The following is a 15232-nucleotide window of genomic DNA, read 5'->3' on the forward strand; positions in this document are numbered from 1 at the left end:
GAGCTATACTCCTGTGGTAACTACACTGATATGCTTAATTCCCTTACGGTGTAGATTCATCGCACCAATACGGTCATCATTTGATTGGTATTGGCAATTTTTACACTTAAAAGTGTGTAGCTTTTTATTACGATTCGCTTTTTCAATGTTTCCGCACTTAGGGCAAGTTTGGGAAGTATATTTGGGGTCTACCACAATTACCTTTTGTCCATTCAATTCAGCTTTATACTCAAGCATTTGACGGAACTGATAGAAAGCCCAAGATACAGAAACATAGCGGTTTTTCACTCGTACTTTCTCTGTCGCAGAACGAACCCCTGTTAAGTCTTCTAAAACAAACATAGTACCTCTAGGGTATGCCTCAACGAGTGCCTTTGTAATTTGATGGTTTACATCAGTTACATAACGGTTTTCTCTTGAGCCAATTTGTTTTATTTTCTTACGAGAAGATGGTGTTTGTCGTGTTTGTAATTGCTTACGAGTAGCTTTAAATTTACCACGCTTATGTTTAACAATATTTCCGTTGTAGAAGGTTGTTTTGCCCTGACTATCATAAGTGGTTGCAAGGAAGTTGATTCCTAAATCAACACCAACGATGTTGTTTACATCTGCGAAATCTAATGTTTGGTACTCTTTTGTCATCGGGATATGTAAGAACCACTTTTTGTACTTATGCACTAATTTAGCAGTACCAAATTTCCAAGTGCTGTTGAAGTATTTCTTCATAGCCTTACGCTCATAATTTAGTTTTAGGCGACCTTCAAGCGTGTTTACACTAAATTGGTTTTTGGTTAGTGAATAATCTCGATTCCAGACTAAATCATATTCTGCAAGTTTGAAGTCAATCAAAGACCATTCATGTCCATTTGATTTAGCCGACTTGTAACGAGCAATTACAGTTTTCATCACAGATTGAGCCATTTGACTTTTTAACCTAAATTGATTTCGCAAATCAGAATAATATAAGTTATTGAGATTTACTTGATTAAGGTTCTTTGTTTCAAATATGTGTTTTGATAACCAATTACAAGCCTTGCGGTAAGCGTTCGTTGTTATCTTTAGACTTTCAGCTTGATTATCGGAAACATGGATTTGTATTTTTGCAGTAATTGTAGGCATTATTTTCACCGCCTTTCACTAATTAAATTGTAACAGATTTTTAGTGAAAGCAAACAACTTAAGTAGAGGAAGTAGGAGGCAAGGTGGAAGTTTCAGATACTTGATATGGTACAGAATCTTGGGATTTTTAACGTACCATACCGTATCTGCCGGCAATTCCTCCCCCACTTATCGTTGGGCTATCGCCCTTCACACGATTGAAGTAGGGGGTATCCTTGCCGATTTTAGATGAATAGGAGATGAAATGTATGCCCCTAAAAAACTACGGTGTGTTAAAAGGTACAGTTATACAATCAAAGATTGGAAAAGGGAAAACACCTCATTATCAAGTTCATTTACAAGATGAAGTAGGAGTAGATTATCGTATTGCAATTAACGTAAAATCGCAAAGTTATCCGTCAGAAGTTTTATATTTTGCGAGTAACAATATTAAATCAGAAGCGATTCATATTTTACCGACATTACCATTCGGTTTTACAGAAATAAAAAACAATGAACCGAAAGTGGCTTTAGATTATGTAAGAGGAAATCTATTTGATTCAAAACAAATGATTCCTTTGCCTCCCGAAAAAGCAGGAGCAGATAATGATTTAAACGAAAAAATAGAACGTTATATAAAGCGAGCGATAGAAGAAAAAGCGATTATTTACGCGTTTGGTGAAAGATGGGGACCAGAAGAAAACACACCAGATTCCTATTTTTATTTCAAACCAGGAAACGGTATACATGATATTCACATGAATCAAGGGAATGTAGAGAAATGGAAAGGTGATAATGGCATATGGCAAGACGGAGGGATACTCATTCACTTTGAAAAGGAAGAAGAATGGATTGGTATCTTTCTTGCATTCCAATCACAGTCATGGTGTACCGATGAAGAAGGGCACGCTCGTGTGCCTGTTGAGCATTGTGATTATAAGGGGAATAATTAATAAGAAGAGGGCGTTCAAAAAGAACGCCCTCTTCTTATTTTATAAAACGAAAAACTAACGAGTGTAGAAAGACAAGAGAAAAGCAGTGCTACACTAGAAAACGCAATGAGATACATATTATATTTCATAACCTGTCCAATTAGCTGGTTACTGTCGTATTGAAACAGTCCCGCTATGATGTTGAATAAAAATAAAACGATAAACATGACGATAACTCCGTCTATTGATCCTTTAATGTCTGGTTTACTTAAAGCGATATGTGCGGAAATACAAATGGCGATAAATAAAAATAACCAAAAGGAAGGATTCAATAAATTGCCGATTGTAAATAAGCTTTTCAATAATACAAACGTCGACAAGAGCATGTTTTGAATCATTTCTACATTAATAGAAGTAGAAGCGATCGTTTTTTCGAGAGTTGTATTAAATAAAAAATATGATTCTGGTACGAAATAGCGCATTAAAAGGATTAATGCAGTAATACCAGAAATAATAGGCCCGATGCCGATGAAGAAATTCCCAATTCGTTGATACACACTTTTTTGATTGTATTGATGTTGTACGTAACCTAATGCTCCTTGACTTGTATCTGTTGGGAAAAACTGCGTTGCTACAATTTTATGACGGAACAGTACGCACATAATGGCATGTCCAAGTTCGTGGATCGGAACACCAATCCACGCCGTTAAAAGGAATCCTTTTCTTCCGAAAGCCCTCGACCAATACATTCGTGTTAGTGATTCTAAATAACCTAATAGAAATCCAATTACAATGATAACGCCAATTAAGGAAAATAATTGGATTACGCTTGTAAGGAGTATTTGAAAAATTGAGTTTACCAATTCCATTGTCTTTCATCCAATCTGTTAAAAATGTTATTTGTTCTGTTTCATAATAGCATTATTTTTCAAGATTGCTAGCATATATAATTTCTTTTGAAAGAAGGATTTCAGAATCTTTTTCTTGTAGTCATGTTTTATGTACAAAGTCATATATTGAATTTGTAACACCCTATATGGTATATGCTTAAGGAGGGATGAGAGAATGAAATGTCCGTCATGTCATACAGAAAATGCAGCAGAGGCAAAGTTTTGCGGGAATTGTGGACATTCGTTAACGGAAGAAGTAGTGGCAAGTAGTGGTCAAGAAGAAGGGCCGGAACAAGCACGCGCGGCACAAGTAAAGGAAACTCGGCCAAATGAAACGGTAGAGCAAGCGAAGCGGTTTGCGAGCGGCTATTTTCAATTTTTTAAACATGCATTACAAGCACCGACAGCGATTATGAAAAGCGGCACGATTGAAGTAAGAAATGGAATTGTAAGTCTTGTTCTTATTTGTTTTTTAGGAGCATGTATTTTTTATAGAATGATGAGTGCAGCATCAGCAGTTACGAGAACATTTGCACCAGATATATCTACTCCCACATTTTTTGTAGAATCTATAACGGTCTTTTTCTTTTTATTAATTTTAACTTTATTTGTCGGATTTATTATTTTTGTAAGTGGTAAGATGATGAAATCATCTTTTTCGTTTCTTGAAGTATTCGGTATATGGGGAACGCTAGCGACGCCGGCTATTGCTATATTAGTCCTTTCTTTTCTTTTTAGTTTCTTATTAATCTTTTTCTTACCGATATTATTATCGGTAGCTGCAACTTATATAGGGATTAGTATAACTGTAGCCATATTAAAGCTAGACAATGGCGGATTAGATCTCGTGTACACACTTATTATTGCAAATGTTTTAATTGGAATTGCAACATTTATTGTACTTTGGTCTTACATTAGCACGATAATTCAAGCCTTAACACAGGGAATAACTGGCTTCTAATGAAAAGGTGGTTGACTGGATGAATGTATGTACAAAGTGCGGAATTCAGTTTGAAGATGGTGTGCAATTTTGTCAAAACTGCGGGACGAAGAGGGGAAGTCCTGTAGTAAAGAAGAACATGAGCGGTGGTGCAAAGGTTGGCATTACACTGTTAGCACTATTTGTTATAGCGATTATTGGATTATATTTGTACGGATCATCGTATTATACGCAGGTGGCACAAGTAGATCGGATGATTACGATTTTACAAGAGAGGGACGGAGAGAAATTAGCTGAGATCATTACGGCAGATGATCAATCGGTTATGATAACAAAAGAGAGTTTAACGCCTCTATTTTCATATATAAAAGAAAATCCATCGTATGTGAATGAATTAAAAGAATATTTGAGACAAGGTGAAAAACAACGGGACGGAATAGAAAGAGCTGATTTTTCGTTAACGAAAGACGGAAAGTATTTCTTTATATTTGATCGGTATAAATTGAAAGTGAAGACGTACTATACCACTTTGCTTACAAATGAAAAAGGCGTATCGTTAAAAATGAACGGAAAAGAAATTGATAAGACAGATGACAAAAAGTTTGAGAAGCAATATGGGCCGTTTCTTCCGGGCAATCAAGTGTTTCAATCAGAATATAAAAATGATTATGTAAAACTATCGCGTGAGGAAAAGGTTGTACTTATGAAACAAAGCCAAAATAACGTAATGATAGATTTAACGTTGCAAGGTCAATATATTACAGTTCAAACGAACGCGCCTGGTGCAACATTGTACGTAAATCAAAAACCAGTTACAGCACTGGCAGGAGAAGAAATTACATGGGGGCCTATAGCGACTGATGGAAGTACGACGATTTATTTAGAACGAAATGGAGAAAATGGAAGGGAAACGACGAAGGTAGAAACGGTAACGGCACTTCCGTCTTATAATCTTCCATTTCAAAAGAAAAGTACAGAAAAAACAGTTGTTTATAATGTTACTCCGCCATCTACCACTCCGTATGTATATAATGGTTTCATTTTCCCAGATAGTGATATTCGAAAATTAACGAGTACAGATTTAGCATATTTATCGAAAGAACAGTTGAAAATTGCTAGAAATGAAATATATGCAAGGCATGGACATATTTTTCAGACGAAAGATATGCAAACGTATTTTTCAAAACAATCTTGGTATAGAGAAAATCCATATTTTACAGGAAAGCTAACAGATATTGAAACTTATAATGTTGAACTCATCAAATCAAGAGAATAAACATGTGAAAAAGGTACAGTGCATAACTGTACCTTTTTTATGGTTATTTATCTGAACCAGGATCCCTTGAGAAAAAGATGTGAAAGAGAAATGTGACTTTACTTGATCCTCCTGATGTACTAGCTTGTATATGTGATAAAGGACCAGATGTTAGGGCTGCCTCGGAATGGGGGGGGACGACTATTTTGAGCGCATGATCTGATTCTGGTGAAGCAGTAACAGTTATTGTATCGTCAGAGAAGTTCAGAATTTTAACTGAACCGACTGGAAAGATAGACTTGCCAGCATGTGATGCTGAAGCGAATTGGGTAGCTTTCCAAATATCTTGCGCAAACGTATCATCGTTAGATAACCAGGCACGAGCGCTGTATATTGTCGCATTAATGGAAAATTCTTGGTCAAGTGAGAGGGCGGGTTTCGGTTCTTTTGGTTCTTGCGGTTCATCTGGAAGCTGGGCGAGAAGGCCGGCGCACATATATTTCACCTACTTTCAATAGTAACTGTTATAGCATATTAAACATGTTGTTTATGAGACACGACGGCTACCTATTCAGGCATAGGTTTGTGCACCAAATTTGAAGATAAAATCCTCTTTCTTTACAATGGAAGTAGGTGTTATTTTTATAAAATATGGAAAACGTAAAGAGTATGTAAAAAAAGAAGGAGTGGTAAAGTGAACTATGTCATTATTGGCGGAGATGCAGCTGGTATGAGTGCAGCTATGCAAATTGTTAGAAACGATGAAAATGCAACTGTTGTAACGTTAGAAAAAGGTGAAATTTATTCATACGCTCAGTGTGGATTACCGTATGTCATTAGTGGTGCTATCGCTTCAACTGAAAAGTTAATCGCGCGCAACGTAAAGACGTTTCGTGAGAAATATGGAATTGATGCGAAAGTGCGTCATGAAGTAACGAAAGTAGATACAGAAAAGAAAATGGTGTACGCAGAGCATACGAAGACGAAAGAAGTTTTTGAATTTCCGTACGATCGTTTATTAATTGCAACTGGAGTGCGTCCTGTTATGCCAGAATGGGAAGGTCGAGATTTGCAAGGTGTTCACCTTTTAAAAACAATTCCAGATGCTGAGCGTATATTAAAAACGCTAGAAACGAATAAAGTTGAAGATGTAACCATTATTGGCGGTGGTGCGATTGGACTGGAGATGGCAGAAACATTCGTCGAACTTGGTAAGAAAGTAAGAATGATTGAGCGAAATGATCATATCGGTACGATTTATGATGCAGATATGGCTGAATATATACATAAAGAAGCAGATAAACACAATATTGAAATTTTAACGAATGAAAATGTGAAAGCATTTAAAGGAAATGAAAGAGTGGAACAAATTGAAACGGATAAAGGTACGTATAAAGCAGATCTTGTTTTAGTATCGGTTGGAGTGAAGCCGAATACTGATTTTCTTGAAGGAACAAATATACGTACAAATTATAAAGGGGCAATCGAAGTAAATGCATATATGCAAACGAATGTGCAAGACGTATATGCAGCCGGTGATTGCGCAACACATTACCACGTTATAAAGGAAATTCATGATCATATCCCGCTCGGAACGACTGCTAATAAACAAGGGCGACTTGCTGGACTGAATATGCTTGATAAACGAAGAGCATTTAAAGGTGCGTTAGGCACAGGTATTATTAAATTTATGGATTTGACGCTCGCAAGAACAGGCTTAAATGAAAAAGAAGCAAAAGGGCTACATATCCCGTATAAAACGGTCAAAGTAGATTCTACAAATATGGCGGGCTATTATCCAAATGCAAAACCACTTTACTTGAAACTACTATATCGCTCTGATACGAAACAATTGTTGGGCGGGCAAGTAATTGGAGAAGAAGGCGTAGATAAACGTATTGATGTGATCGCGATGGCACTTTTCAATAAAATGAGCATTCATGATTTAGAAGATGTCGATTTAAGTTATGCACCACCATATAACAGCGTTTGGGACCCAATTCAGCAAGCGGCAAGGAGAGCAGAATAGCACTTTTTAAGTGCTATTTTTTTGCAAAGGTAGGTAAACTTTTTTAGCGAATAATAAAGAGGGAGAAACAGTTACATATAGGGAAGGGGATTATTAAAAATGTTTGTAGCACTTCAAACCGTTCAAGAATCTGAAAAAGAAATATTACGTAATTTGTACGCACTATATCTTCATGATCTCTCTACATTCACTCCTAATATAAAGATTGGGGCAAATGGATTTTTTGAATACGAAGATTTGCACATGTTTTGGGGAAATGACGGAATCACTCCGTATTTTATAAAAGCTGAAAATAGTATTGTAGGATTTTTATTATTGTTGGAACGCCCGTTTTTGAAGAAGGAAAACGACTTTGGCATAAATGACATTTTCATATTGAATCAGTACAAAGGAAAAGGAATTGGTAAACAAGTTATTGAGAATGTACTAAAAGAGAAACGAGGACAGTATTTCGTTATCGAACTTGTGAAAAATGTACCAGCTGTTTCTTTTTGGAAGAAAGTATATAGGGAGCTAAACATCGTATTTGATGAGAAAACACAGTTAATCGATGATGAAGAATGTCTCGTTCAAACGTTTAAAATATAATGAAATCGGTGCCTCTAGTAGATTACTTTGAAATTTAACTTTATTTTGAATATACCGTTCACCCTTGAAAACATAGTACTTATCGCTTATATTTTCATATAGTATTTATTTTTAAAAAAAGCAATGAACGAACCAGGGGGCACAGTATGGCAATTAACATGAAAACAATCGAAGAATGGATTGCTGAATCAAACGCAAGACAAGAAGAAGACTTTGGACACGTTGTGGAAGAGATGAAAGAAGTATGCGTCGGACTTGATAATGCGACATTAATTTATACGAAAAATGTATTTTGTTTCGGTAAAAAAGTAGAAGTGTTTTTCTTCTTCCAAGACCATGTCGTGATCGGACAAGAAAAAGACGAATATATTGAGATTGAAAAATTAAAGTATGATGATATTACAAATAGTAATTTAAAAACAAATGACAAAAATACAACGTTAGAATTAAAGTTTGCTAACGGACAATCTATTAATTTAGATAGTTTAAATGATAACTACGGTACGAAAAATTGGTTATTTGCTAGACAAATTAAGAGTATTTTTAAGTTAATCTAGTAAAAAAGCACGCCGTCCATCGGCGTGCTTTTAACTATGCAAAACCCCTTTTAACCAATTCCGCGCTCGATACGCCCCAACAGGAATTTGAATAAGAGACGTTTCATTCCCAGCATCAATACCGTACAATTGATCACATGAATTTGTATCAAAACTAAGTAATGGATGCCCGCCCATCCCCATCGCGGTCGCTGCAAAAACGAGTTTATGAACGAGTATACCAGCTTCCATTTGGTGAATACGATATCCTCTATAGCCTAATGCACGTGTATAGTAATCTTTCTTTCCGACTACATGTAAGCAAAGTGGTACTTGAAAAAGGTTTACGTTATCCATCGTCATACTAGATTGAAGAGGGTAACGAAGGTCTCCATACCGAATTGGTTGTATCGAATGTGTTTTACTATTATAAGCGTAAGCCCCGTTTTCAATATTTTTCACGTTATAAAAACATCCATATAAGAAGACGCGTGCATTTTCATTTGCATACTTACCGTCAAGGTCGTTGTAATAGGGGAAGGAGAGGCTCGCTTCTTGTAGTAAAGTAGCGAGCTCGGCTGCATCCCATTTCGTTAAAATAAAGTCCGCATCAGGAGAATATCGTTTTTTACAAAGTTGTAGGAAATCATACGATAACCGTTCTACTTTTGGTAGCTGTACAGCGTACGCATTATGTTGATAGTGCTCTTCATGATGTAGTGTTTGGAAGTGTGCTGTCGATTCGATCATAGAAGCTTCATTTATTTTTGTTATCATCGGATATTCACCTACATGTTTTGAGCGAACGAAATGTTCATGTGCTAACGGCGGAATTTGTTGCAACAACTCATGAGAAGTAACTGTTTTATTTTCACGGTAATCATTGTGAAACCAATTAGTTTCTGGCTCTGTACTTAAAGGAATAACGGCATACACACTTTCTTCACCTTCTGACAATCCGAGTAAATGGTTCAGTGCACGATCTAGAAATTGAAAGTATACGCCGTTCGTATAACCGAACTGTTTTGCACATTCTAGTAATTGCCCAATGAGAACCCCGCTATCTAATCCTTGAAGGCGATATGAAAAGTTATTGTATTTAAAGAAGTTTTTCCAAAACATAGTGGATACGAATGCGGCACCGAAACAATCATGTATATTACAGCGATTACCGAGTGCGTCTGCTAAATAAGAATCGAAATTTCCTTCGCGAAGTAAAATAAGTCGGTGATGCGCGGCGTCATAATGGTAAATGCCATCTGGATAATCGTCAATCTTTAAATAGATATACAATTCATTGGGATATAAAGCACCGCCTGAAGGAATGGATCTGCGTAATACATTTCTCTCGCTATTTAGCTGACATAATTGTGTTACACCAAATGAATACCAAAGGTAGTGACCAATCTCATTTAGAGTAGGTGTAGTAGAAGAGTTCGATAAAGATAACGGGATTTCTAAGGAGAGCGGGATGGTAGGTACATTTCGATATAATTTATAAGGAAGCGGTGCGTCTTTCCAGTCCACCTCATGATTCGGCATAATTTCATCAATAGAGAAATGGAGATGATGTAAAAAAGTATCTAGCTGCATGAAATCCCTCCTTTACTATGGAAACGGGTGCGGATGTGGATTTAATTGTTCATTTGTTAACGGTTCAGTGCTATATCCAAGTGTCATCGGTACGGTATAGACTCTATCTAATCCTGTAACACGAGTAAGGTGATGGCCGAATGTCATCGGTAACATGCCTGGAATAATGACTTTTACACAGTGTAGTCCGTTCTTTTCTATAAGGGGAACGGTTTGATCTACAACGATTATTTCAAGATTAGATTGATGCAAACGATTTAAAAGTTGGTGGAGATCGGATGTTAAATCCATATCAAATGACTGTGATACATTCATTTCTTGGAACGTTTGCACTGGTGCATCTTCTCGTAAAAGGAAGTGAAGACGTTCTTCCGTTTCTTTCAATCCGTACAGCATACTGTGGTCTTCCATTTTATTAACGAAATAAGGATCTTGTAAGCATTTTTCATAGTATTCTCTTTTGTGCTCGAGTTCATCGTCTGTTATAAGTAACATGCCTGCTATTTCTTGAATGGCACTTTTTAAAGCTCGAATAGGATCTAAATGAGCGCCTCCCGCACAAACAACGTTCATTCCATTTTCACGTGTATTCTTTGCAATTACCCATAAGCTCGGGATGCCGTGTTCCATCGTCGCGTTAAAAGCGTGTAATTCATATCCAGTAATCGTACGTAACCGCTGGATCATTAATTGTAATTCTGTATCATTTGCTGAACTAAGATCAAGGCGGGGAAGAGGTAATTCGGCATACCAAGTGAGTAAGAAGGCATCACGCTCTACAATTTCTAAAATGCCGTGAAAAATCGCTTCTTCTAAACTACCGCCAATTGCACATCCATTTGATGTTTCATACACGAAAGCATCTCGATGACCAAGGCTATAATAAGCAATTGATTCAGGAACTAAAAGCGGTCTGTTTTGTGATAAAGAATATCCCCATACCCAGTTTTGCTCATAATCAGGATCAAACGGCTTAAATGGAAAATTATCACGATTGTAGTGTTCATTTGTATGCACACCGAGTGTAAGGGGATTTAGTGCATGTTCCTCTAAATCATGAAAACTACCATGCACATTTGTCTTTTTCCCGCGAGGCGACATACCGCAATATCGTTCTAAACCTTCTAAAATAGCAGTTGCTTCACTCACTGCAAATGAATGAGTTCGGCCTGCAACACCTTCATTTCCAAACATTAATGGCATGTTTATAATGACGTCAGCGAATGGCAATAAAGAATGCTGCATTTTGCCGTTCAACATACCGATCCGATAATCTAAATAGTCTTTCGTTAAAAATGTGTTTAATTCATGAATGGAACGGCAGCGATACGTTTCGGTGCTTACTTTTAAACTCGGTTGTAAAGAAACTTCCGCCGCATCCGCAGTATCATCAGGTAAACTACTACATACAGGACAGAGAGGATCTGGAAGAAAAGAATGCCGCGTACATTGTAATGTTTGTAAGTTTAGTAAAATAAGTTCATTTTCTAAAGAAGAATGGTTATGAGTTAATATTTTTTCTGTTTCTGCGCAAATAAGATGGCACATTTGTAACATGCCATTTTGGGTGGCACGTACATCACGCCTCGTTCCATTTTCGGCTTTAAAGGCATATTTCCGCTGTAGTTCCCACATTTCTTTTTGATCAAAGCCAGCGATAAAACGGCGTCCATCAGAACAATGGGAACATCCGGGCGTAAGAGGATGAATGTAAGGACCGATAATACCTTCGCCAAATGAAGTGAAACCACGAAGCCACGGAATATGATTTGAGCGAAAAATTAGCTCAGCATCATGATGAATAGGAGAAGGAGATCCATCATGTAATACGAGAGCGAGATAAATATTTTCAGGAAGTTCTTCTGTAAGGGTATGCTGACGAATGATGGAATATTGTTTGCATAATTGATCATGTACATAGTCTGCAAGAAGGCCATCCCCTATAAGCAATATATTTTGAGTCATAGACCGTCCTCCTTTGCAATTAATACCCCATACACACCGTCTAAGTTTTCTTTCAAAAATGGTTCGATTGCTAAATCAAACACGAAGGGATAAAAATTATGTTCTTCTAAATGCTGTAAGGCAAGCTGTAAAGATTGCACACTTGGAATTTCTTCTTCCGCTTGTATTTCCACCCTAAAAGAATCCGTGTCATATAAAATAATAGATGATTCAGGCAAGATATTAGCTCTGTAAGGAGTCTCTTCACTTTGAATGTGGAGCAGTGATAGTTGTAGTGCGCTCCGTAACGCTAACGTCATATTAATATTAGATGCACCGTACCATTTATCATTTATACCAACCCAAACGACTGGAAAACTGAGAATCTCTTCACTCATTGCGATTTTAGGTGTTTCATGAATTGTAGCAAGGGCATCGTAATAAAATCTACAATGTTTATCGTGAATATCAGTTAAATCAATCGTTGTAAGTTCTTCTAGCATATGTGACTGCCGTTCATACAATTTATTATTTAAATGTTGTTGTAGTGCCCGGTAAAATCCTTCTGTCATCGTTTCTCCAGCGCCAATACCGATATCGTTATGTTCAGGAATAAGGCGGTGAATGATTTCTGCTACATATGTTTCAATTCCTGTTAAACCAGCTTCTCGGCGTGCTTCATTATGAGTTAATCCACTGCGAGTCATAAGAGGCAGAAGGGGAGCTGGGCCATCTGATAATGGATTGGCTACTTGAATATAGCATTGTGATAACGGTAATTGATATGAATCTTGTTCATCCCATACATGGAATATACCGGCTTCTTTAGAAGTTAATGAGTCGAAAAAGCGGAATACATCAGTTGAAGTATGTTGGTTGGACCGATGCTCAAGTTTTTCAGAAAGATTTTCTATCGTATCAATTGTAAAACTTTCATCAGTTGCAAGAGGGTGTTTTATAAAAGGATGCCACGTTCCTTCAAGTGTTTCATAGTTTAATAAAAAGAATTGTAATTCTTTTTCACGATATAAATCATCCGCGACATGTTTAAACAATTCAAAAACGATTACATTTGCTAACATTGCAGATGTAATTGGTGAGAAGGAATCTGATGAATTTTCATTTTGCAAAGTCGTTTCATGTAGCCGATGCCATGCGGATTCCCAGCATTCATCACGATTTTCCGTTACGACAGGTCCAGCTATACCGAGTGTTGATAAACAAATAGCTGGTATAAAATTCTTTTTCGTTTCTCTACAAATAGTGTGAACTGTTTTTAAACCGTCAATGTCTCCATTTTGAGAAACATATAAAATCCAATCAAAAGGTTCGAATACTTCATGCAAGGGACGGTCAATTGTAGTATCGATTTCTTGAATGAGTACACCGTTATCAACTTCATATGCACGTTCTATTAGCTCATGTATTCTGTCATAGTTTGTTTCATCTCGATCTGTAACGAGGTAATGAAATGTAGGTAAACCAGATTCTAATAAAGAAGAAACTAAAGAAGTAAGCATATCTCCGGAGCCAAGTACAAGGACATTTGCTCCGCGGTACGTTTCAAATTTTAAAGCACCTGAATGAGAATCAGCTTCTAAAAATTCAATTTGTGAAGCATATCTGTCGAGTAATGTACTGTTTAATTCATGAGGTGCATCTTGATTTGCATCGCGAACGAAACCATTTTCATATAAAACCTCTCCAATTTCAAATACACGATTTTGATAGGGGAGAGGGAGACCATCAGTTATTTCTGCTAAAGAATGATTACCGTTAAACATTGGCATTAATTTTTCAATCCAGTCATAAATTCCATCACCGTCCATGCGAAATGAACTGGCGTTATTTCGAAAATAGACACCCCCGTTTGAATCGGGCAGGAAGAAAGTATCCTTATTTACTTTAAGTTTTGCATGAATTGGAAGGTTATTCATTTTAATCCTCCTTACGTTTAGGCATACATTATTATCTTATGTCATGAAATTTGTCCCGTATGAACGCAAAAAAAGGCTGTAGAATGATGTATTCTACAGCCTTTATATATTAGATTATTAATCTATCAACCTTCTAATAATAATGATTTTGGATCTTCAAGCATATCTTTAACAGCAACAAGGAAGCTAACTGCTTCTTTACCATCAACAATACGGTGATCGTAAGATAAAGCAATGTACATCATTGGGCGGTTTTCCATACGCTCGTTATCAATTGCAACTGGGCGTACTTGGATTTTATGCATTCCTAAAATACCAACTTGAGGGCTATTTAGGATTGGTGTTGACATTAGAGAACCGAATACACCACCGTTTGTAATTGTAAATGTACCACCTTGTAGTTCTTTTAATGAAAGTTTGTTATCACGTGCTTTCATACCTAAATTACGAATTTCACTTTCGATTTCAGCGAAGTTTAATTGGTTAGCATCGCGTACAACTGGAACAACTAATCCATCTGGAGCTGCTACTGCAATACCGATATCATAGAATTTTTTGATGATAAGCTCGTCACCTTGAATTTCAGCATTTAATAATGGGAATTGTTTTAATGCTGCAACAACTGCTTTTGTGAAGAATGACATGAAGCCAAGACGTACATCATGTTTTTTCTCGAAAGCGTCTTTACGCTCTTTACGTAATTCCATGATCGCACTCATATCAACTTCGTTAAATGTTGTTAACATTGCAGATGTTTGTTGAACTTCTACAAGACGTTTTGCAATTGTTTGACGGCGGCGGGACATTTTCACGCGCTCAACTGGTTTTTCGAATTCCGTTTTTGCAACTGGAGCAGGAGCTGGGCTCTTTGGAGCAGCTGGTGCTTCTTTTGGTGCTGCAGCATGAGCTTGTACATCATGTGGTCTCACGCGTCCAAGTGGATCTGTGCTACGTACGTCGTTTAAGTCGATTCCTAATTCACGAGCCATTTTTCTAGCAGCTGGTGATGCGATAGGACGGTTCGTATTTGGTAAGCCTTGTAGACTCGTAGTTTGTTCAGCATTTGGAGCCGCAGCTTTCGGTGCTTCAGCTGTTTCTTGTTTTGCTTGCTCAGCAGGTGGTGCAGGTGTACTTACTGCAACTGGTGCTCCATTAGCATCTAAAATTGCGATAGTTGCGCCAACTTCAACTGTATCCCCAGGTTCGCCTAGTAACTTCGATACAATACCTGAATCTTCTGCAATGATTTCTACATTGACTTTATCAGTTTCAAGCTCAACAACGCTGCCGCCTTTCTCAACTTTGTCGCCTACGTTGATAAGCCATTGTGAAATAGTTCCTTCGGTAATAGATTCTGCAAGCTCAGGTACTTTAATTTCGATCATTTTAAATGTCCTCCCCTTATTTGCCTAACGGTGTGTTTTTTCTTCTTTTGTCTTCGGTAATCTCCATTTGTTAGCCTGGCCTTGGGCAGAATATCTGCCCAGGGA

13 protein-coding genes are annotated in these 15232 nt (G+C 37.2%); 6 read left to right on the forward strand and 7 right to left on the reverse strand.

Annotated features, from left to right (window positions below):
- Window positions 1-3: 3 nt before the first annotated feature.
- Window positions 4-1119 (reverse strand): RNA-guided endonuclease InsQ/TnpB family protein, encoded by a 1116-nt coding sequence (locus BCG9842_RS06000; protein ID WP_001142359.1) that lies wholly within the window; start codon window positions 1117-1119, stop codon window positions 4-6.
- Between the two features lie 248 nt (window positions 1120-1367).
- Here BCG9842_RS06000 and BCG9842_RS06005 point away from each other — a divergent pair, with 248 nt between their 5' ends.
- A complete protein-coding gene (locus BCG9842_RS06005; protein ID WP_001128582.1) occupies window positions 1368-2051 on the forward strand; it encodes a DUF2278 family protein in 684 nt (227 codons plus the stop codon).
- 14 nt (window positions 2052-2065) lie between these two features.
- On the opposite strand, the gene BCG9842_RS06010 is transcribed toward BCG9842_RS06005, so the two are convergent.
- The gene (locus tag BCG9842_RS06010; protein ID WP_000424512.1) at window positions 2066-2899 is read right to left on the reverse strand and encodes a hypothetical protein; all 834 of its coding nucleotides are present in this window, start codon (window positions 2897-2899) and stop codon (window positions 2066-2068) included.
- Between the two features lie 196 nt (window positions 2900-3095).
- Between BCG9842_RS06010 and BCG9842_RS06015 the strand changes: the two genes are divergently transcribed.
- Window positions 3096-3881, forward strand: a complete 786-nt coding sequence (locus tag BCG9842_RS06015) for a zinc ribbon domain-containing protein (RefSeq protein ID WP_000650096.1) — start codon at window positions 3096-3098, stop codon at window positions 3879-3881.
- Window positions 3882-3900: 19 nt separating this feature from the next.
- Window positions 3901-5136, forward strand: coding sequence for a TcaA 3rd/4th domain-containing protein (locus BCG9842_RS06020; RefSeq protein ID WP_001099914.1), 1236 nt, complete (start codon window positions 3901-3903; stop codon window positions 5134-5136).
- 43 nt (window positions 5137-5179) lie between these two features.
- On the opposite strand, the gene BCG9842_RS06025 is transcribed toward BCG9842_RS06020, so the two are convergent.
- Window positions 5180-5611, reverse strand: a complete 432-nt coding sequence (locus BCG9842_RS06025) for a hypothetical protein (RefSeq protein ID WP_000332402.1) — start codon at window positions 5609-5611, stop codon at window positions 5180-5182.
- Between the two features lie 198 nt (window positions 5612-5809).
- Here BCG9842_RS06025 and BCG9842_RS06030 point away from each other — a divergent pair, with 198 nt between their 5' ends.
- From BCG9842_RS06030 to BCG9842_RS06040, 3 genes are all read left to right on the forward strand, one after another.
- Complete coding sequence (locus tag BCG9842_RS06030; RefSeq protein ID WP_001110243.1) at window positions 5810-7144, forward strand: FAD-dependent oxidoreductase; 1335 nt, start codon at window positions 5810-5812, stop codon at window positions 7142-7144.
- Window positions 7145-7243: 99 nt separating this feature from the next.
- Window positions 7244-7732: a GNAT family N-acetyltransferase gene (locus tag BCG9842_RS06035; protein WP_000495856.1), complete on the forward strand. Its 489-nt coding sequence runs from the start codon at window positions 7244-7246 to the stop codon at window positions 7730-7732.
- A 146-nt stretch (window positions 7733-7878) separates the two neighbouring features.
- On the forward strand, window positions 7879-8289 hold the full coding sequence (locus BCG9842_RS06040) for a DUF3908 family protein (protein WP_000996793.1): 411 nt from the start codon (window positions 7879-7881) through the stop codon (window positions 8287-8289).
- A 30-nt stretch (window positions 8290-8319) separates the two neighbouring features.
- Here the strand turns inward: BCG9842_RS06040 and BCG9842_RS06045 are convergent, their stop codons facing one another.
- The 4 genes from BCG9842_RS06045 to odhB form a co-directional block, all read right to left on the reverse strand.
- The gene (locus tag BCG9842_RS06045; RefSeq protein WP_001175544.1) at window positions 8320-9861 is read right to left on the reverse strand and encodes a SagB family peptide dehydrogenase; all 1542 of its coding nucleotides are present in this window, start codon (window positions 9859-9861) and stop codon (window positions 8320-8322) included.
- Between the two features lie 15 nt (window positions 9862-9876).
- On the reverse strand, window positions 9877-11826 hold the full coding sequence (locus tag BCG9842_RS06050) for a TOMM precursor leader peptide-binding protein (protein ID WP_000192991.1): 1950 nt from the start codon (window positions 11824-11826) through the stop codon (window positions 9877-9879).
- Window positions 11823-13742, reverse strand: coding sequence for a putative thiazole-containing bacteriocin maturation protein (locus tag BCG9842_RS06055; protein WP_001061548.1), 1920 nt, complete (start codon window positions 13740-13742; stop codon window positions 11823-11825). The genes BCG9842_RS06050 and BCG9842_RS06055 overlap by 4 nt, the downstream gene beginning before the upstream one ends.
- Window positions 13743-13867: 125 nt before the next feature.
- Window positions 13868-15127 (reverse strand): 2-oxoglutarate dehydrogenase complex dihydrolipoyllysine-residue succinyltransferase, encoded by a 1260-nt coding sequence (gene odhB, locus BCG9842_RS06060; protein ID WP_000569919.1) that lies wholly within the window; start codon window positions 15125-15127, stop codon window positions 13868-13870.
- Window positions 15128-15232 lie beyond the last annotated feature (105 nt).

This window comes from Bacillus cereus G9842, assembly GCF_000021305.1.
Lineage (GTDB): Bacteria > Bacillota > Bacilli > Bacillales > Bacillaceae_G > Bacillus_A > Bacillus_A thuringiensis_S.